We start from the raw sequence: 18366 nt of genomic DNA on the forward strand, positions 1-18366 counted from the left end.
CCGGCCCACGGGCGCTCCCTTCCGCGCTCGCGGTCGGGTCGCCCGGTCGGAGTTCGGAATTCTCCCGTCGAACGCCACCTCGGCAAACCCCCGGTTTCCCGAGGTGGCGTTCGTTTCCGCGCGGCTTGCTGGGACGCGACTCCTCTGGCATCGCTCCGACGCTCAGCGGTGGGGACGAGACAGGATTCCCGGTTCCTCGCTCCTGATGGCCGGCGGAGATCCCGCCTCGCGCGGCGACGAGGCCGGTTCCGTAGTCCCGTTCCGTCAGTCCTGTTCTTTCACCTTCGCCATGGCCAGCACGTCGAGGCGGCGGTCGAGTTCCTCCTCGGTCAGCTTCTCGTCCAGCAAGCCGCGATCGATGACGGTCTGGCGAATGGTCTTCTTCTCGCGCAGCGCTTCCTTCGCGACCGCGGCCGCCTCCTCGTAGCCGATCGCGGAGTTCAGCGGCGTGACGATCGAGGGGGAGGACTCCGCGAGCATGCGCAGGTGCTCGACATTGGCGACCAGGCCGCGCACGCACTTGTCCGCGAACAGGCGGGCGACGTTGGCCAGCAGGCGAATCGACTCCAGCAAGTTGCGCGCCATCACCGGGATGTACACGTTCAGTTCGAACGCGCCGTTCGCGCCGGCGAAGGCGACCGCGGCATCGTTGCCGATCACCTGCGCGCCGACCTGGGTCACCGCCTCGGGGAGCACCGGGTTGACCTTGCCGGGCATGATCGAGCTGCCCGGTTGCAGATCCGGCAGTTGGAGCTCGGCCAATCCGGTGAGCGGGCCCGAGCCCATCCAGCGGATGTCGTTGGCGATCTTGGTCAGGCTCACCGCGATCGTGCGGAGCGCGCCGGATGCCTCGACCAGCCCGTCGCGCGCGGCCTGCGCCTCGAAGTGGTCCTCGGCCTCGCGCAACGCATCGATGCCGGTGGAGCGCACGAGTTCCGCGACGACCTTCGCGCCGAAGCCCTCCGGCGCGTTCAGTCCGGTGCCGACCGCCGTTCCGCCGATCGGCAGCTCGCCGAGCCGCGGCAGCGTCGCCATGATGCGGTCGATGCCCGCCGCGACCTGGCGGGTGTAGCCGCCGAACTCCTGGCCGAGGGTCACCGGGACGGCGTCCATCAGGTGCGTGCGACCGGACTTCACCACGGTGCGCCACTCCGTCGACTTGTCCAGCAGCGCCAGCCGCAGATGCTCCAGCGCGGGAACCAGGTCGGTGATGACCGCTTCGGTGGCGGCGAGATGCGTTGCGGTGGGGAAGGTGTCGTTGGACGACTGGGACATGTTCACGTCGTCGTTCGGGTGGACCGTGACGCCGTTGGCCTTGGCCAGCGAAGCGATCACCTCGTTGGCGTTCATGTTGGAGCTGGTACCGGAGCCGGTTTGGAAGACGTCGATCGGGAACTGGCCGTCGTGCCTGCCCTCTGCGATCTCGTTCGCCGCGGCGATGATCGCATCGGCCTTCGCGGGATCGAGCAGACCCAGGTCACGGTTCACCGTGGCACACGCGGCCTTCAGCAGGCCGAGCGCTCGAATCTGCGCCCGCTCCAAGCCGCGTCCGCTGATCGGGAAGTTCTCCACGGCCCGCTGGGTCTGCGCCCGCCACAAAGCGTCCACCGGAACCCGGACCTCGCCCATGGTGTCGTGCTCGATGCGATACTGCGTCTCCTCGCTCATGATCCCGACCCTATGCCGCGGCCGCTGCCCATGGGGCAGCCACGCCTGAGGTCATTCGCACACCCCCGCCGCCCCGCGCTCGGGAATACGAACCGCCCTCCGGCTGCCCGCGCCACCCACTACCTGAACGCCGTGCCCACTGTCGTACAGGTGAAAACGACAAACCCTGAGCTGCTGCGGTGGCAGCGCCAAGTGCTTATTCGGCCCCGACTCGCGAGCCTCGAACCGAGCGGACCGAATCGCCTGTGCATGGCTGTGCACTACCTCGGTTGGCAAGCAGGGCTGCGAGCACTCCGATAGTGATCCGTCGCCTGGCATACAGGGACGGGACCGAGCAATGTCCGCTCGCGGCCCGGCTGGAGTCCGAGTAGCCGCTTCGCGGGCTCGCCGCAGGGACGCCGCGCGCGCTCCGATTTGCACGCGGGATTGCCCTGGACAGCTGTTTCGCCCCGGACAGCGAAATCACGCACACGGGGTGTCGCGGCCCACCCCCGGTTCCGAGCGAAGCGAGACCGAGCAGGCGGGCGGCCGTTCCCACGGCCGGATCGGCCGCACGTCGGCCTCGAGCAGGGTGACGGCGAGCATGTTCCGTTCGCGGCCCGGCTCGCGTGTGCGTGGCCACCGCGTCCGCGACGAAGTCGCAAGCGGTGGTCACGCACACGCGAGCCACAAAGGGGCCGCGAACACCCAGCGCCGCAGGCGCTGGAAAAAAATCACGGCAGCGGCGGGACCGCGTGTTCGTCGCCGATGAAATCGACCGAGGAGTATTCGCGCAGCTTGGTCAGGCGGTGGTAGGCGTCGATCATGCGGACCGTGCCGGACTTCGAGCGCATCACGATCGACTGGGTGGAGGCGCCGCCGCCGTAGTAGCGCACGCCGCGCAGCAGGTCGCCGTCGGTGACGCCGGTGGCGCAGAAGAAGACGTTCTCGCCGGAGACGAGGTCCTCGGTGGTGAGCACGCGGTCGAGGTCGTGGCCGGCGTCGATGGCCTTCTGCCGCTCCTCGTCGTCCTTCGGCGCGAGCATGCCCTGCAACTCACCGCCCATACAGCGGATCGCGGCGGCGGCGATGATGCCCTCGGGCGTGCCGCCGATGCCGACCAGGATGTCGGTGCCGGATTCCGGGCGAGCCGCGGCGATGGCCCCCGCGACGTCGCCGTCGGAGATCAGGCGGATGCGGGCGCCCGCGTCGCGCACCTGCTGGATCAGCTCGGCGTGCCGGGGGCGGTCCAGGATGCAGACGGTCAGGTCGGACTTCGAGGAGTTCTTGGCCTTGGCGACCCGGCTGATGTTCTCGCCGATCGGAGCCGAGATATCGATCACATCGGCGGCATCGGGGCCGACGGCGATCTTGTGCATGTAGAACACCGCGGACGGATCGAACATGGCGCCGCGCTCGGCGACCGCGAGCACCGAGATCGCGCCGGGGACGCCCTTGGACATCAGCGTGGTGCCGTCGATGGGATCCACCGCGAAGTCCACTTCGGGGCCGGTGCCGTCGCCGACGGCCTCGCCGTTGTACAGCATGGGCGCCTCGTCCTTCTCGCCCTCGCCGATGACGACGATGCCGCGCATGGACACCGAGCTGACCAGCTGCCGCATGGCGTCGACGGCGGCGCCGTCGCCCCCCTCCTTGTCACCGCGTCCGACCCACCGGCCCGCGGCCATCGCCCCGGCCTCGGTCACGCGGACCAGCTCGAGTGCGAGGTTGCGGTCGGGCGCCTCGCGGCGGCTAGGTGTGGGAGAAGTTGCCGTCATTGCGGGGTGCCTCCTGTGCGTCGGTACGTACCGGTCAATTGTCTCATTCGATGTGGCACGGGCGTACACCCCTGCTCGGCGGCGTCGGGGTGCGCGAGGCGGCGTCGCCGTCCGAGTGGATACTGGGAGCGTGTCGTACCAAAAGCCACGCATCCTGAACGACTACCGGGATCTGTTCTGGTCGCTGATCCCGTTGGTGTTGATCGCGCTGGTTTTCGCGGGGTTGGCCAGCCAGTGCAGTTTCGCGGCGAACGGTCCGACGCAGGGGCAGATCCCGCACTTCGACGCGCGGGCGGCGCTCACCGCCGACGCTCGATCCCTGCCGTTCCCGATCCGCAACCCGGACCTGCCCGCGGAATGGACGCCGAATTCCGGCAGCCGCGAGTCCATCGGCGGCAATGGCGGCGGACCGGTCAGCACGGTCGGCTACATCACGCCGCAGGGCACCTACATGCGTTTCAGCCAGAGCAACGCCACCGAGGAGGCGCTGGCCCGGTTCGTGCTCGGGTCCCGGTACGCCAGCGGTACCGAGCAGGTCGGCGCGCAGAAGTGGATCGTCTACGCCGAGCAGGGCTCGGAGACCGCGTGGATCACCGACCTCGGCCAGTCCCGCGTGCTGATCACCGGCGCGGGCAATCAGGCGGCGTTCACCACGCTCGCCCAGGCGATCGCCGCGGCGCAACCACTGAAGCCCTGAACACGCTTGCCTTCGGTCGCGCGCGACCGTTAAGTTTGCCGCGGTACGAGACACGTGCCGAACCGGATCTCGGAGGTCGATGAATATGGCTGTCGTCAGCTGTATTTCGCATGTCCTTCGCCGGTTCGGGCGCCCCTGATTCTTTCGCAGACGCGCCGACGCGAACCGGTCTCTTCTCGATGACCAGGAGTGTCACGTGTCTGTTCTCCTTTCCTCCGATCTGCTCACCGAACGCCTGATCCTGCGGTTGTGGACCGTCGATGCGGCGGCCGCCGTGCTCGACGACCAGCGTCGGGCCGCGTGGGCGGCGGATTTCCCGGCCGAGGGCGATCGCGTCATCGCCGGCCTGCTCGCCGAGCATTCGGACTGGCTCGGATCCTTCGGGCACCGGCTGATCGTCGAACGATCGAGTGGGCTCGTCGTCGGATCGATCGGGCTGTTCTGGCCGCCCACCGACGGTGAGCTGGAGATCGGGTACGGCATCGTCGCCTCGCGGCGCGGTCGTGGTTACGCGACCGAGGCAACCGCCGCGCTGACGGCGCACGCGTTCACCGCGCCGGGCGTCCGCGTGGTGCGCGCCGACGTGGAGTTGTCCAATCCGCCGTCGGTGCGTGTGCTGGAGAAAGCCGGGTTCGAGCAGGTGAGCACCGCGGACGGCGTCGCGCGGTTCCGGGTAGCGGCCGCACCGCGGTAAGCGCGGTGCACGGGACCGTCGTCAGCGGTGGCTCACCACGTTGACGATGGTCCCGCTCGGGTCGCGGACGAAGAAGCGGCGCACCCCCCACGGCTCGTCGCGCAGGGGGTAGACGATGTCGGCGCCGGCGGCGAGCACCTCGGCGTGTACGGCGTCGACGTCGTCGACCTCCACGCTCATGTCCGGCTGGAGTCGCTCGGCGTCGGGACCTACGAGCAGGACCTGGGCGGTCGGGTTGGACGGTGAGGCCATGGTCACGACCCAGCCCAGGTCCATCGCCTCCTCGAAGCCGAGCAGCCGGTAGAAATCCCGGCTGGCGGCCAGGTCGGTGGTGCGGATGTCGGGTGTGGCGCGGCGGATGGTCATTCCTGCCGCTCCAGGTCGGTGCGGTGCAGCGCGTCCTCGACGCGCTTGCGCGCGCCCGCAAGGTGCTCTTCGCAGCGGGTGGCCAGCGCCTCGCCACGTTCCCACAGGGCCAGGGATTCGTCCAGGTCGAGGCCGCCCTGTTCGAGGATCTTCACGACGTTGACGAGTTCGTCACGGGCGCGTTCGTAACCGAAACCGGCGATCTCGGCCGCGTCGTCGGCCGGATCGGCTCCCGTCCCGTTCTTGCCCGTGGACTTGCCGGACTCGGCCAAGGTCAGTTCCTCCCTGTATCGGTGTGCTTCGCGCCGAGCGCCTGGGCGCCGAGCGCGGCGGCCGTGACGGCCCCGTCGGCCACCCGGATACGCAACTGGCTGCCCGCGGGCGCGTCCTCGATCGAGCGAACCACCTCCCGGTCCCGGCCGGTGACACGCTGTACGACAGCGTAGCCACGGGCCAGCGTCGCGGCCGGACCGACGGCGGTGAGTTTCTCGCGCAGGTGCCGGGTGGCCGTGGATTCGGTGCGGATCAGCTGTTCGGCCGAGCGGTGCGCGGCCGTGCGCAGGCGTTCGACATCTTCCTGGCGGCGATCGATTTCGCGCAGCGGGTCGGCCAGCACGGGCCGCGACCGCAGCTGGGCGAGCGCCCTGGTCTCCCGGTCCACCCAGCCGCGCAGCGCGGCGGCGGTGCGTTCGCGCAGCTCGCGGATGCAGGCCAGTTCGGCGGCGGCGTCAGGGACGATCCGCTTGGCGGCATCGGTCGGGGTGGCCGCGCGCAGATCGGCGACCAGGTCGCTGAGCGGGTTGTCCGGTTCGTGGCCGATCGCGCTCACGATCGGCGTGGTGGCGGCCACGATGGCGCGGCACAGCGCCTCGTCGGAGAACGGGAGCAGGTCTTCCACGCTGCCGCCGCCGCGCGCCAGCACGATCACCTCGACGGCGGGATGCCGATCGAGTTCGGCCAACGCCGTGAGCATCTGCGCGACCGCGGTGGGTCCTTGTACGGCTGTGTTGCGGATTTCGAAACGTACCGCGGGCCAGCGGTTGCGGGCGACGCTCAGCACGTCGCGCTCCGCGGCGCTCGCGCGGCCGGTGATGAGGCCGATCGTCCCTGGCAGGAACGGGATCGGGCGCTTGAGCCGGGGGTCGAACAGGCCCTCGGCGGCCAGCAGCGCCTTCAGCCGTTCGATGCGGGCCAGCAGCTCGCCGATGCCCACCGGCCGAATCTCCAGGACGCGCAACGAGATCGTGCCGCGCCCGGTGAAGAACGAGAGCTTGCCGTAGACGACCACCCGGCTGCCCTCTTGCAGGGGGACGGGGGAATTGCGAATGAGGTCCGGATCGCAGGTCACCGACAGCGACATGTCGGCGGAGGGGTCCCGCAGCACCAGGAACGCGGTGCGGGTGCCCGGACGGAGGTTGATCTGGGTGATCTGGCCCTCCACCCAGATGCTGCCCAGCCGGTCGATCCACTGGGCGACCTTCATGGACACCGAACGCACCGGCCAGGGGTGCTCGGCGGAGTTGGCCGGTGCGGCGGCGGGCACGCCGGAGGTCTCCCGGCTTGCCGTCGGCGACGAAGGAGTCCGGGGTTCGGTCACTGGGCCTGCACAGTGGCGATCCGGTTCGTGAGCATGGTCACGAACGGCGCCCTGGCGCGGGTGCGCTGCTCGTACTCCAGCAGCGCGGTGAGGTCCTCGACCGTCAGCAGGCGCAGCCGGGCGCGCAGCTGGGCCAGGGTCATGGTGGCGTAGTCGTAGCGGACGGCGACTTCCGGTTCGGCGATCTCGGGCGCTTCCGCGGCAGGCTCGGGATCGGTTTCCGAGTTGCCCGGCTCCGGTTCTTCGGCCGGCTCCTCGGCGATCCTCGTCACCGAGGCGACATGGCCGTTGGTCGCTTCGGCGCGGGTGTCGTCGGCGGAGAAGGACTCGTTCGCGCGGAACGGTTCGGGATCGTCGGCGGTGAAGAGATCGAATCGACTGCCGCGATGCGCGGTGGGGCTCGGGTCGTCGGCGAGGTCCTCGTCGAAGGTGGCCCACTCCGGCTGCTCGACCGGGTGGTTGGACAGCCGGTCGAATACCGCGTCGCCCTTCAGGGCCAGGCTGGTGACGAACTGCTGGACGTGCATCGTCGTCTGCAGCACCTGACTGATGGCCGTGATCGGGAAATTCATTGCCGCCGTGGGTAGCCGGCGGGATTCCTCGAGGGCGTATACGGCGGCGCCGGCGGCGACGCGGGCCAGAAAGGGTGGTCGAAACATGGTCCTAGCCTGCCCGAAATGGTGTGTTATGCAAAGGAGGGGCGCGCCCGGTTCCGATATTCGCCGGTTACGGCGTGCGGCCGATCGGCGGGAATTGCGCGGCGCTGTGCTCATAATGCGGAGAATAAACGCAGGTCCCGGCGGGAGTGTCCGAGACATTCGCCGCGGCGGGTCGGCAACTCGGCCACGGCGGGCTCTCCGCCCCAGTTCGCGGCCCGTACGCACCGGCTCCGGCGCGGATGTGACGGGCAACTCCCGGACGTGGCGTGGTCGCGGTCCGCACGTATCCTGTGGGCATGTCTTCGGCCATTCCCTTGAACGTCGGAATCGCGCGCTCGGCAGGCGTCGGAAACGCCCTCGCCGAGGGCGGAAAACGCGTGCTGCTCGCGGAACCACGCGGGTACTGCGCCGGCGTGGACCGCGCGGTCGAAACCGTCGAGAAGGCGCTGGACAAGCACGGTGCGCCGATCTACGTACGCAAGGAGATCGTGCACAACCGCCACGTGGTGGAGACGCTGCGCGACCGCGGCGTGATCTTCGTGGACGAGACCGACGAGGTCCCCGAGGGCGCGGTCGTGGTGTTCTCCGCGCACGGCGTGTCGCCCGCGGTGCACGCTTCGGCCGCCGCGCGCAGTCTGCACACCATCGACGCCACCTGTCCGCTGGTCACCAAGGTGCACCAGGAGGCGAAGCGCTTCGCCCGCGACGACTACGACATCCTGCTGATCGGTCACGAGGGGCACGAGGAGGTCGAGGGCACCGCGGGTGAGGCGCCAGAGCACGTCCAACTGGTCGACGGGCCCGGCGCGGTGGACAACGTCAACGTGCGCGACGAGTCGAAGGTGATCTGGCTCTCGCAGACCACGTTGAGCGTGGACGAGACGATGGAGACGGTGCAGCGGCTGCGGGAGCGCTTCCCCGCCCTGCAGGACCCGCCGAGCGACGACATCTGCTACGCCACGCAGAACCGCCAGGTCGCGGTGAAGGCGATGGCGCCGGAATGCGACCTGGTGATCGTGGTCGGCTCGCGCAATTCGTCGAACTCGGTGCGCCTGGTGGAGGTGGCGCTCGGTGCGGGCGCCAAGGCCGCGTACCTGGTGGACTTCGCTCGCGAGGTCGACCCGGCCTGGCTCGACGGCGTTCGCACGATCGGCATCACCTCGGGCGCCTCGGTGCCCGAGATCCTGGTCCGCGGCGTGCTGGACATGCTGGCCGAGCACGGCTACGGCGAGGTCCAGCCGGTCACCACGGCCAACGAGACCCTCGTCTTCTCCCTTCCCCGCGAACTGCGCGACGCCCGTCGCTGACGCCGGGCCGCGCCCGACGGGGCCGGCTCCGGTCCGCGCGCCTCGATTTTCGCGTGCGTGCGGGCCGAGCAACACCTCCGATACCGCGCCGCGTCGTGGTGAGGTCGCCACGTCCGCAGGCGCGGTAGCCGCGCCCTCGCACCCGAGCGAACCGGCTACAGGTTCTCCGGCCTGCGCCGTTCCGGGCGGCCCGAATCACGTTCGCGGTAACGCACATTGGGCTGGGGATGCGGGGGCATATCGCGGCGACGGCCCGCGCCGCGCGGTGGTTCTCCTTCGGGCCGCGGCACAGCCCCGGCCGGGCGGGTAGCGCCCCTGGCGGGCGCCCGTCCTTCCCGCGGGCGAGCGGGTGCGACGCGCGGCGGGGTATCGGCGACCTGCGCCGCTGGTCGGCGGGCCGGCCGTGGGGTGGACTCGTCCGAGCCGTCCGCCTCGGGTTCGGCGGGCTCCGCCTTCGGACGGCGGGTTTTGCGGCGTGACGAGTCCGCGAGACCACGGGACGGACGGCCGGGCTTGGTCTTCTTCGCAGGCGCCTTGCCCCAGCCCGCGCCGCGACGGGTCGACGGCGGACGAGTGGACTCCTCTTCGCGGCGGTGCAGATAGATCCGCGCGCCACCGATCAGCAGGACGACCACCGTGGCGAGCATCATGGTCGGGAACCGGTTCACCAGCGGGATCGCCAGGTTCAGCAGGATGTCCTTCAGCGAGGTCGAGCCACGGCCGGTGAGCTGCTGATAGGCCAGCGGCACGGCGACGAACAGCAGCAGCGGCGGCAGCACCATCGTGCTGAACAAGCCTCGATAGCGGACGGCGGCGACCGCCGCCACACACCCGAGGATGTACAGCGCGGCGAACGTGCCGGTCAGCTCGTTGTTGCCGCCGCCGGCATCGATCAGGAACCCCAGAAACGTGCAGGCAACCGCGATCAGGATCGCCGCGCCGACCGGGATCCCCGGCACCGACGGCAGGATCGAGCGTTGCGGCGCGGGCACCCGGGATCGCACACGTTCGGAAGCAGCCACGACATGCACACTAGTTGCCGCCGCTCGTGGCGGCGTGGCGGCACGGCCATACTCCTGGTTACTCGCCCGCGTCGGCGAAGCCCACCGCGCGGGGCCGGGAATCCACGCGCCCGATGGCGGGCACTTCCTGCTCGGCTATCTCCAGGTCGTGCAGTTTGCGCGCGGTGACCATCACCCGCGACTCCACCGAGGCCACGGTGTAGTTGAAAGCCTCCACCGCCCTGCCGAGTTGCGTACCCAGCCGGTCCAGGTGCTTGCCCGTCATGCCCAGCCGGTGATACAGCTCACGGCCCAGCCGCTGCACGGTAGCCATGTCCCTGGACAGCGCCTCTTGCCGCCAGCCGAAGGCGATGGTGCGCAGCAACGCGATCAGGGTGGTCGGCGTAGCGAGGATCACGTTGCGACCGAACGCGTACTCCAGCAGCTCCGAGTCGGTGGTCAGAGCCGCGTCCAGGAACGGGTCGCCCGGCACGAACAAGACCACGAATTCCGGCGCGGGATCGAAAACGGCCCAGTACGCCTTGTCCGACAGCTGATCGACATGCGCGCGCAGATGCTTGGCGTGCCGGGTGAGCAGCTCGGCGCGCACGTCGGGGTCGTCGGTGCCGCAGGCGTCCAGGTAGGCGGCGAACGGCACCTTGGCGTCCACCACGATGTGCCTGCCGCCGGACAGGCGCACCACCAGGTCCGGTCGCACCGTGCGGTCGCCCTCGTCGCGACCGGTGCGGGTCACCTGGGTGCCGAAGTCGCAGTGCCTGGTCATCCCGGCCAGCTCTACCACCCGCTCCAGCTGGATCTCCCCCCATCGGCCCCGGACCTGGGGCGCGCGCAGCGCCGCGACCAGCTGCCCCGTCTGCCCGGTGAGCTGGTGCGAGGTGCGCTGCATGTTCGCGACCTGTTCGCGCAGGCCGGAATACGCGGTGAGCCGCTGCCGCTCCACCTGCTGGATGTGCTCGTTCAACGCCCCCACCGCCGCGCGCAGCGGTTCCACCATCGCGCCGACGGCGTGCGAATGCCTTCGCGCGGCATCCTCGTTGGCCGCGGTGAGCGACTGCCGTAGCAGCCGTTCGTTGTCGGCGGCGACCGCGAGCCGCGCTTCCGCCGCCGCGGCGCGCTGCCCGGCCCGTGCGGCGTGGCCCAGCCAGCCCAGGCCGAAACCGGCGGCGAACACCAGCGTCAGTGCGACGAGCATCGGTGCGGTCATAGCGCTGATAGTGCCGTAGGTCACCGACAAGATCGGCACCCGGCAACTGTTCGGCATCGGGTCGACAACCGGTTCTGCCAGCGCGTTCGGCGAACCATCCGGATTCCGGCATCCGGGGCCGGGGTTCGGGAGGCCATGCGATATGTGATGATTCGGCTCGGCGGGCCGACCGGCTCGAACACGTCCGTCCCCTCCGCTGGACACGCCGGGCCTCTGCTGGGCAAACCCGGCGCAGCGGGCGGTGCGATTGAAGTCTGTCGGTGGGTTGCCCTACGGTTTCGCGGCATGCGGATGCTGCACACCTCGGACTGGCACATCGGGCGCACGTTCCATGGGGTCGATCTGCTTGCCGATCAGGCGCGTTCACTGGCCGCCATCGCGGAGCTGGTGGCCGAGGAGTCGGTCGACGTGGTGGTGCTACCGGGTGACGTGTACGACCGGTCGATTCCCAGCGCCGACGCGATCGCGGTGTGCAACCGTGGATTCGAGGCGATCCGGGCGGCGGGGGCCCAGATCGTCGCCACCTCTGGGAATCACGATTCGCCCGCCCGGCTGGGCGCCGGCGCGAGTTTCGCCGCGGCGGGCGGACTGCATCTGCGTACCACCGTGGCCGACGTTGATCACCCCGTTCTGCTCGAGGACGCGCACGGACCGGTGGCGTTCTACGGCATCCCGTACCTGGAGCCGGAGATCACCCGCGCAGAACTCGAAGTGCCGCAAGCGCGTTCGCATGCCGAAATCCTCGACGCGGCCATGGCCCGGGTGCGAGCCGACATCGCGCGACGGCCGGGGGCGCGGACGGTCGTGCTGGCGCACGCCTTCGTGGTCGGCGGGGAATCCACCGGATCGGAGCGCTCGATTTCGGTCGGCGGGGTGGAGACGGTCCCGCTGGCCGCCTTCGACGGCATCGACTACGTGGCGCTCGGCCACCTGCATTCGCCGCAGACGCTGGCCGAGCAGGTCCGCTACTCCGGCTCGCCGCTGCCGTATTCGTTCGGCGAGAACGCGCATCGCAAAGCCGTCTGGATCATCGACCTGGACGCGTCCGGTCTGCACACGGTGCGCCGCCGGGACCTGCCGACGGTACGGGGCCTGAGCAAACTGACCGGCACCCTGGACGAGCTGCTGAGCGGTGCGCAGCACAGCGGGGCCGAACAGCACTACGTATCCGCCGTGCTCACCGACGCCGCCCGCCCGGTCGACGCCATGCGCAAACTGCGCGAACGGTTCCCCTACGCCGTCCACGTCGAATGGGCGCGGCCCGAGGGGAATCCCGAGCTGCGCTACCGTGAGCGAGTGCACGGCCGCCGCGACATCGAAGTAGCCCGCAGCTTCCTCACCGACGTCCGCGGCGTACCCAGCTCGAGCGAGATGAGCTGGCTGGAGCGGGCGCTGTCCGCCGCCGTCGCGGAGCCGGAGCAAGTGGCCGCGGTGGCCGCCGCCGAGGAACTGACCGCATGAGCGTCCTGCCGGAGCCGGGCGTAGGCGCGGCGGGATGAGGCTGCACAAGCTCGAGATGACCGCCTTCGGTCCGTTCGCCGGCACCACGGTCGTCGACTTCGACGCGCTCGGCGCCGACGGGCTGTTCCTGCTGCACGGTCAGACCGGCGCGGGCAAGACCACGGTGCTGGACGCCATCGCGTTCGCGCTCTACGGCAGGGTCCCCGGCGCGCGCGGGGAGAGCAAGCGACTGCACTCCGATCACGCCCCGGAGCAAAAACCACCGCAAGTGGTCTTGGAGGCGACCTTGGGTGGGCGGCGAGTTCGCCTGACCCGCAGCCCCGAGTTCCAGCGTGCGAAGCGCGATGGTACCGGCACACGCACCATCAACCCGAAGGCGACGCTGACCTGGCTGGACGGCCGCGGAGAGAACCTGTCCCGAATACCGGATATCGGCGAGGAGGTGCTGCGCCTGCTCGGCATGAGCGCCGACCAGTTCTTCCAGGTGGTGCTGTTGCCGCAGGGCGATTTCGCCCGCTTCCTGCGCGCGGACAACGAAGATCGCGAGAAACTGCTCGAAAAGCTCTTCGACACCGGACGGTTCGGCACCGCGGAGCACTGGCTCGCCGACCAGCGTCGCGTTGCCGAAGCGGCCCTGGACGCTCGCGCGGACGGCGTCAAGCGGCTGATCACGCAAGTGGGTATGGCGGCCGGAGTGGCGGATTCGGTCGGTCCCGCCGAGTGCGTCGGATGGTCGCAGGACCTGCTTGCCACGGCACGCGCCGATCTCGCCGCCGCCGTCGCGGAGGTACAACGCCGCCAACAAGATTCGGCGCGCGTCCGGGAGCAGGCCGAACAGGCGCGTCGGCTGCGCGAGCTGCGTCGCCGCCTGAGTGTGGCGCGCGCCCAGCTGGACGACTATGCCGCTGGCACCGGCCGGCGGACCGAGCTGCAAGCCGAACTCGACCTCGCTCGCCGGGCCGAGCCGGTCGCTGCCGCTATCGACGAAGCGCGTTCGGCGGTGCAAACCCAGCGCAGGCGCGACGGCGAAAAGCAGGCCGCGGCCCAACGACTCGCGGCCAGGCTGCGGGAACCGGAGAGCGTCGAACTCGGTGGCGCCGAACTGGTCGATCCCGACGGCGAGCAGGTCCGGGATGATGCCGACATCGACGCGGCGACCCAGCGCTGGAGCGCGCAGATCGGCGCGCTGGACGAGGTGCGGACCGATGCCGCCACCGCGACCAGGCTCGATGGTGAACTCGCCACGCTGCGCACCGAGGACGCGACGCTGGCCCGGCGCGTCACCGAACTCGCGACGCGGCGTGACGAACTGCCCGCCGCGCTCACCGCGGCCGAGGCCCGGCTGCGTGAGGCCACCGAAGCGGCCGCGGCCCTGCCAGGCATCACCGCGGAGACCGAGCGGCTACAGACCGCCGCGACGGCCGCGGTCGAGCTGGCGGCGCGCCGAACCGCGCTCGATCACGCCCGGATCGAGTTCGACGCCGCCCGCACCGCGCATCTCGACGCAAAGGAACGCGTACTGGATCTGCGCGAGCGCAGGCTCAGCGGGATGGCCGCCGAACTGGCCGGCGAATTGGTGGACGGGAGTCCGTGCGCGGTCTGCGGTTCGGCGGAGCATCCCGCACCCGCCCGGCCCACCGACGCCGCGGTGTCCAAGGACGAGGAGGAGGCCGCCGTGGCGGCCGAGCGCGCCGCGGAGGTCACCCGCGACCGCGCGCTGGCCCGCATCACCGGGCTCGAGCGCGAGATCGAAGCGCTCATCGCTCGCGGCGGCGATACCGACCGCGTCGAACTCGCCGCCGCGCTGCGCGCCGCGACCGACCGCTACGAGGACACCTCGGAACTGGCCGCGAACGCCGATGGGCTGGAAGCCGAACTCACCCGTTTGCGCGACGGCGAGGCCCGCCTGCACGAGGAGTTGCGCGCATCCGAGGCGCGCCGCAGCGCGGTCGCCGCCACCATCGTCTCCGCCGAGGAGCGCTTGGTCGAACTCACCGAACGGCTGCGTACCGCGGCGGGCGCCGACCAGACCATCGACCGCCGCCGTGCACGGCTCGCCGCCCTCGTCAGCGAGGCCACCGCCCTGCGCGACGCCCGCGCCGAAGCTGTGGCGGCGCGAGAACAGGTGTCGGTCATCGCCGACCGGGTCCGGAACCTCGCGCGCGCCGCGGGTTTCGTGCCGGAGGGCGAGTTCGGCGGTCCGCTGCTTGTTCCCGGCGCCTCGGCCGCCACCGATGAGGCGGGGTCGCCCGGCGCGGGTTCGGCTCTGTCGCTGGACTCCGGCGAAACGGGTGTTTCTGGCTCCGCTGGTCTGGACGACCCGTTGCGCCTCGCCGCCGCTGCCGTCACCGCTCGCGACGATGTCGCGCTCTTGACCGCCTACGCGAAGGTCGTCGCCGCCGCGTCCCGCAGCCCGCGGCGGCAGGCCGAGATCGACGCGGAACTCGTGGCCGCCGACCGTGCCCGAGCCGCGGCCGAAGCGGTGCTGGCGGAACCGGAGATCCGGGCGGCGGCGGAGCAGGAGCCCGGCGATCCGGCCGAGATCGACGCGCTCGTGGCGGACGCGCAGACCGCGCTCAACGCGGCGGTGGCCACCCATGCCGAAGCGAGCAGGCGGGCCGGCCAGCTCGAAGACCTCGGCGGCCAACTCTGGGCCGCCGTGGACCGGATCGCGCCGGCCCAGCGCGCGTTCGATGAACTGGACGGTCTCGCCGACGTGGTCGCCGGGCGCGGGGCGAACAACCGCCGCATGTCCCTGCACTCCTACGTCCTCGCCGCTCGTCTGGAAGAAGTCGCCCAAGCGGGATCGCTGCGGTTACGCAGGATGTCCGGCGGCCGCTACGAATTCGTCCACTCGGACAAGGCCGGTCCGCGCGGTCGCCGCGGCGGCCTCGGGCTGGACATCCGTGACGATTACACCGGCGCGATCCGCCCGGCCAAAACGCTCTCCGGTGGCGAAACCTTCATGGCCTCGCTGTCGCTGGCGCTCGGCCTGGCCGACACCGTCGCCGCCGAATCCGGTGGCCTCGTGCTGGACACCCTGTTCATCGACGAAGGTTTCGGCGGCCTGGACGCCGACACCCTGGACGCCGTGATGGGCGTGCTGGACGAATTGCGCGCGGGCGGCCGCGTGGTCGGCGTGGTCAGCCACGTGGACGAGATGCGTCAACGCATCCCCAGCCGCCTGCACGTCCTGCGCGGCCGCGCGGGCTCCCACCTGCAAGCGACCATCGCCTGAGTGGGCCTGCCTCCCCTCCGCGAGGGATTGATGATCGCCTACAGCCGGTTTCCGGCCCCGGTAATCTGCCACCGGTCCCACGCGGCCAACCGGCGATCCATGGGCCTGCCCGCGCGAGCGCTGCGGGCTATGCACGCTCACCCCTCGTGGTCGAGCAGCCACCGTTTCACCGGTAATCCCCAACGGAAGCCGCCGAGTGCGCCGCCGATGCGCAGGATGCGGTGGCAGGGCACGAAGAGGGCCGCGGCGTTGCGGGCGCACGCGTTGGCCGCGGCGCGCGTGGCGTCGGGGCGGCCGGCGCGGGCGGCGAATTCGGTGTAGGTCAGGGGGCTGCCCGCCGGGACGGCGCGGAGTATCTCCCAGGCGTGGACGAGGAACTCCCCGGACTGCTGACGTACCGGAATCCGATCGATCGCGGTGACATCACCCTCGTGGTAGGCGGTGACGGCTCCGGTCACCTCGCCCAGCGAATCGCGCTGCCGTAACAGGCCGGGGCGCAGGGTGGGGTGGATCAGCCCGCGCAGGTCTTCCGCGTCGGATGTCCAGCCGGAGGCCAGGACCGCGCCGTCGGAGTCGACGAGCGTGGTGAACGGGCCGAGCGGGGTCTGCGTGACGGCGAAATCCGCTGTCGCGGTGGTGGCGCCGCCGGCCTCGGCGTGGACGGTGATGCTGGTGGTCATGATTCGACACTGCCTTTCGTGGTGGCGAGCGCGGGGACATCGGAAGGTGTGCCGCGGCTGGTCAGCGCCGCTTTCCACAGGTGCATCGACAAATACGACCGCCACGGCGCCCAGCGCGCGGTGTCCGTCAGATCAACGCCGAGCAGGGTCGCGCCGCGGCGGACGATCAGGTCGGTCCCGAGCAGGACGTCCGGATCGGCGAGCAAGCGCATGATCACGTAGTCGGCCGTCCACGGTCCGACGCCGTCCAGCGCGAGCAGGTCACGGCGCAGGTCGGCCGCGGTACGTCCCTGGTGCAGCGGCAGCTCGCCGGAAGCGAGTGCCTCGGCGGCCGCGATGATGGAACGGATGCGCCGCGCCGGTCCGGTCAAGACCTCGGCGCCACGCGCGGCGATGACTTCGGGTGCCGGGAACAGCAGCGGAATCGGCCCGTCCACCCGTTCACCGAGCGCTTCGACCAGCCGCGCGGTGTGCGTGGCGGCGGCCGACACCGAGATCTGCTGCCCGATCATGGTGCGCAGCAAGAGTTCGGCTCCGTCCACGCACCCGGGCACCCGAATACCCGGCGTGAATGACGGGCGCGCCGCGTCGAGCGGCTCCGCCTCGGTCAGCGCCTCGGTTTCCGGCGGCGACCCCGACCCCGCGTCCGGCAGGTACTCGGCGGCCTGCTCGGGCAATTGTCCCGAGGAGGGCATGCGCGCCGCAGGACCGACACCGAGCGCGTCATCGATCCCGATCGGGTCGGCGTCCAGATCCAGCAGGTGCCGGAGCCTGGCCACCGTCGGCGCGAGATCGCGCATGTCGTGCAGGGACAATTCCGCGCGCACGTGGTCGCGCTGGAAGCTCAGCCGCGCGGTGGCGTGCCCGTGTGGCGTGCGCAGGTTCCTGGTGTAGGCGCGGTTCTCCCACAATTCCATGCCCGGTACGACATGGGCGGACAGAAACCATTCCAGCCAGGCCCGGTCGAGCGGTTCCCGGTAGGGCAGCCGCAGGGTGAGCGATCCGCTGCCGGCCTGTGCCGGGCGCGCGGGGGCGCTGCTCTTCGCGCGCTGCGCCTCGAGCCGCATGGTGGTGGGGCTCACCGCGAACACCTCGCGCACCGTGTCGTTGAACTGGCGGATGGAGGCGAAGCCCGCCGCGAACGCGATATCGGACATGGGCATGGCGGTGGTCTGGATCAGCAGCCGCGCGGTGTGTGCCCGGTGCGCCCGGGCCAGTGCCAGCGGCCCCGCGCCCAGTTCCGTGGTCAGCACCCGGGTGACTTGCCGCTGGGAGTAGCCGAGGGTGGCGGCCAGCCCGGGTACTCCGGCGCGCTCGACCACGCCGTCCCCGATCAGCCGCATCGCCCGGGCGGCCAGATCCGCCCTCGTGTTCCACAGTGGCGATCCGGGCGCCGCGTCGGGCAGGCAGCGGCGGCAGGCGCGGTAGCCCGCCTGCTGCGCCGCCGCGGCGGTCGGCAGGAACGACACGTTGGCCCGCTTCGGCGTGATCGCCGGACACGAAGGGCGGCAATAGATTCCGGTGGTCCGTACCGCGGTGAAGAATTGCCCGTCGAATCGGGAGTCCCGGGTCGACACCGCCCGGTAGCAACGTTCGAAATCCAATGCCGTGATCGTCACGCCCACCACAATGGCAGCTGCGGCGGACCCGTGCTAGCGGGAATCGGCCACCACCGCCGGTGGTTGTCCCCACCTCGCACAACGGTCATGACATCGCACAGCCGTCGCCTGGTTCGCGGTTGTGGCGACTACCAAATGGGGTGTGGCGGCGCGCGCCGAAATTCTGCCGGTCAGCAGCAGCGATTGGCCGGATTGCGATCCGCCTCGGCATGCCGCTGCCGCCAGTACTCCCGCTCGGTCGGAATGGCGCATCCCGGGTGCCTGCGCCGCAGGTGCTCGACGTAGCGCTGGTAATCCTGCCCGCCGAGGATCGAGTCGAACCACCAGATGGCCGCCCGAACGCCGTCGCGGCAGGCGCGGGCCGCGGCGCGCAACCGGGTGCCGGCCGGTCGCCCGG

16 protein-coding genes are annotated in these 18366 nt (G+C 70.7%); 5 read left to right on the forward strand and 11 right to left on the reverse strand.

All coding sequences use genetic code 11. The annotated features are described in order from the left end of the window. Positions 1–264: 264 nt before the first annotated feature. Together ACGF7Y_RS15395 and glpX are read right to left on the reverse strand one after the other, a co-directional pair. Entirely contained in the window at positions 265–1668 is a 1404-nt protein-coding gene (locus ACGF7Y_RS15395; protein ID WP_393233889.1) for a class II fumarate hydratase, read from the reverse strand. Positions 1669–2381: 713 nt separating this feature from the next. Further along, entirely contained in the window at positions 2382–3425 is a 1044-nt protein-coding gene (gene glpX, locus ACGF7Y_RS15400) for a class II fructose-bisphosphatase (RefSeq protein WP_062972466.1), read from the reverse strand. Between the two features lie 130 nt (positions 3426–3555). Between glpX and ACGF7Y_RS15405 the strand changes: the two genes are divergently transcribed. Together ACGF7Y_RS15405 and ACGF7Y_RS15410 are read left to right on the forward strand one after the other, a co-directional pair. Continuing rightward, positions 3556–4122, forward strand: coding sequence for a DUF4245 domain-containing protein (locus ACGF7Y_RS15405; protein WP_040869587.1), 567 nt, complete (start codon positions 3556–3558; stop codon positions 4120–4122). Between the two features lie 196 nt (positions 4123–4318). Further along, positions 4319–4816, forward strand: a complete 498-nt coding sequence (locus tag ACGF7Y_RS15410) for a GNAT family N-acetyltransferase (protein WP_393233891.1) — start codon at positions 4319–4321, stop codon at positions 4814–4816. 21 nt (positions 4817–4837) lie between these two features. On the opposite strand, the gene ACGF7Y_RS15415 is transcribed toward ACGF7Y_RS15410, so the two are convergent. The 4 genes from ACGF7Y_RS15415 to ACGF7Y_RS15430 are packed head-to-tail and all read right to left on the reverse strand — an operon-like array spanning position 4838 to position 7438. Beyond that, entirely contained in the window at positions 4838–5182 is a 345-nt protein-coding gene (locus ACGF7Y_RS15415; RefSeq protein ID WP_393233894.1) for a VOC family protein, read from the reverse strand. Then, positions 5179–5454, reverse strand: coding sequence for an exodeoxyribonuclease VII small subunit (locus tag ACGF7Y_RS15420; protein WP_040869581.1), 276 nt, complete (start codon positions 5452–5454; stop codon positions 5179–5181). Before ACGF7Y_RS15420 ends, ACGF7Y_RS15415 begins: the two co-directional genes overlap by 4 nt. 2 nt (positions 5455–5456) lie before the next feature. Beyond that, positions 5457–6779, reverse strand: a complete 1323-nt coding sequence (gene xseA / locus ACGF7Y_RS15425; protein WP_393233896.1) for an exodeoxyribonuclease VII large subunit — start codon at positions 6777–6779, stop codon at positions 5457–5459. Further along, a complete protein-coding gene (locus ACGF7Y_RS15430; RefSeq protein WP_393233899.1) occupies positions 6776–7438 on the reverse strand; it encodes a lipid droplet-associated protein in 663 nt (220 codons plus the stop codon). The genes xseA and ACGF7Y_RS15430 overlap by 4 nt, the downstream gene beginning before the upstream one ends. 296 nt (positions 7439–7734) lie before the next feature. Between ACGF7Y_RS15430 and ACGF7Y_RS15435 the strand changes: the two genes are divergently transcribed. Then, positions 7735–8745, forward strand: coding sequence for a 4-hydroxy-3-methylbut-2-enyl diphosphate reductase (locus tag ACGF7Y_RS15435; protein WP_393233902.1), 1011 nt, complete (start codon positions 7735–7737; stop codon positions 8743–8745). Positions 8746–8900: 155 nt separating this feature from the next. Here ACGF7Y_RS15435 and ACGF7Y_RS15440 read toward each other — a convergent pair whose 3' ends face one another. Next, on the reverse strand, positions 8901–9767 hold the full coding sequence (locus ACGF7Y_RS15440) for a DUF6542 domain-containing protein (protein ID WP_393233904.1): 867 nt from the start codon (positions 9765–9767) through the stop codon (positions 8901–8903). A 58-nt stretch (positions 9768–9825) separates the two neighbouring features. Beyond that, positions 9826–10971 (reverse strand): DNA recombination protein RmuC, encoded by a 1146-nt coding sequence (locus ACGF7Y_RS15445; RefSeq protein WP_393233907.1) that lies wholly within the window; start codon positions 10969–10971, stop codon positions 9826–9828. Positions 10972–11256: 285 nt separating this feature from the next. Between ACGF7Y_RS15445 and ACGF7Y_RS15450 the strand changes: the two genes are divergently transcribed. Both ACGF7Y_RS15450 and ACGF7Y_RS15455 read left to right on the forward strand, forming a co-directional pair. Further along, positions 11257–12432, forward strand: a complete 1176-nt coding sequence (locus tag ACGF7Y_RS15450; protein WP_393233910.1) for an exonuclease SbcCD subunit D — start codon at positions 11257–11259, stop codon at positions 12430–12432. A 34-nt stretch (positions 12433–12466) separates the two neighbouring features. Next, the gene (locus ACGF7Y_RS15455; protein ID WP_393233913.1) at positions 12467–15670 is read left to right on the forward strand and encodes an AAA family ATPase; all 3204 of its coding nucleotides are present in this window, start codon (positions 12467–12469) and stop codon (positions 15668–15670) included. 137 nt (positions 15671–15807) lie between these two features. On the opposite strand, the gene ACGF7Y_RS15460 is transcribed toward ACGF7Y_RS15455, so the two are convergent. The 3 genes from ACGF7Y_RS15460 to ACGF7Y_RS15470 form a co-directional block, all read right to left on the reverse strand. Further along, a complete protein-coding gene (locus ACGF7Y_RS15460) occupies positions 15808–16350 on the reverse strand; it encodes a methylated-DNA--[protein]-cysteine S-methyltransferase (protein ID WP_393233916.1) in 543 nt (180 codons plus the stop codon). Then, the gene (locus ACGF7Y_RS15465) at positions 16347–17969 is read right to left on the reverse strand and encodes a DNA-3-methyladenine glycosylase 2 family protein (RefSeq protein WP_393233919.1); all 1623 of its coding nucleotides are present in this window, start codon (positions 17967–17969) and stop codon (positions 16347–16349) included. The genes ACGF7Y_RS15460 and ACGF7Y_RS15465 overlap by 4 nt, the downstream gene beginning before the upstream one ends. Before the next feature lie 170 nt (positions 17970–18139). Further along, positions 18140–18343 (reverse strand): YbdD/YjiX family protein, encoded by a 204-nt coding sequence (locus ACGF7Y_RS15470; RefSeq protein ID WP_063051221.1) that lies wholly within the window; start codon positions 18341–18343, stop codon positions 18140–18142. Positions 18344–18366: the final 23 nt, after the last annotated feature.

The sequence above is a fragment of the Nocardia sp. NPDC047654 genome (assembly GCF_043205035.1).
GTDB lineage: Bacteria > Actinomycetota > Actinomycetes > Mycobacteriales > Mycobacteriaceae > Nocardia.

Bases quoted from the DNA above. Each gene is read 5' to 3' on its own strand.
- ACGF7Y_RS15395 (WP_393233889.1), bottom strand. From the start codon at position 1,668: ATGAGCGAGGAGACGCAGTATCGCATCGAGCACGACACCATGGGCGAG.
- glpX (WP_062972466.1), bottom strand. From the start codon at position 3,425: ATGACGGCAACTTCTCCCACACCTAGCCGCCGCGAGGCGCCCGACCGC.
- ACGF7Y_RS15415 (WP_393233894.1), bottom strand. From the start codon at position 5,182: ATGACCATCCGCCGCGCCACACCCGACATCCGCACCACCGACCTGGCC.
- ACGF7Y_RS15430 (WP_393233899.1), bottom strand. From the start codon at position 7,438: ATGTTTCGACCACCCTTTCTGGCCCGCGTCGCCGCCGGCGCCGCCGTA.
- ACGF7Y_RS15435 (WP_393233902.1), top strand. From the start codon at position 7,735: ATGTCTTCGGCCATTCCCTTGAACGTCGGAATCGCGCGCTCGGCAGGC.
- ACGF7Y_RS15445 (WP_393233907.1), bottom strand. From the start codon at position 10,971: ATGACCGCACCGATGCTCGTCGCACTGACGCTGGTGTTCGCCGCCGGT.
- ACGF7Y_RS15450 (WP_393233910.1), top strand. From the start codon at position 11,257: ATGCGGATGCTGCACACCTCGGACTGGCACATCGGGCGCACGTTCCAT.
- ACGF7Y_RS15455 (WP_393233913.1), top strand. From the start codon at position 12,467: ATGAGGCTGCACAAGCTCGAGATGACCGCCTTCGGTCCGTTCGCCGGC.
- ACGF7Y_RS15460 (WP_393233916.1), bottom strand. From the start codon at position 16,350: ATGACCACCAGCATCACCGTCCACGCCGAGGCCGGCGGCGCCACCACC.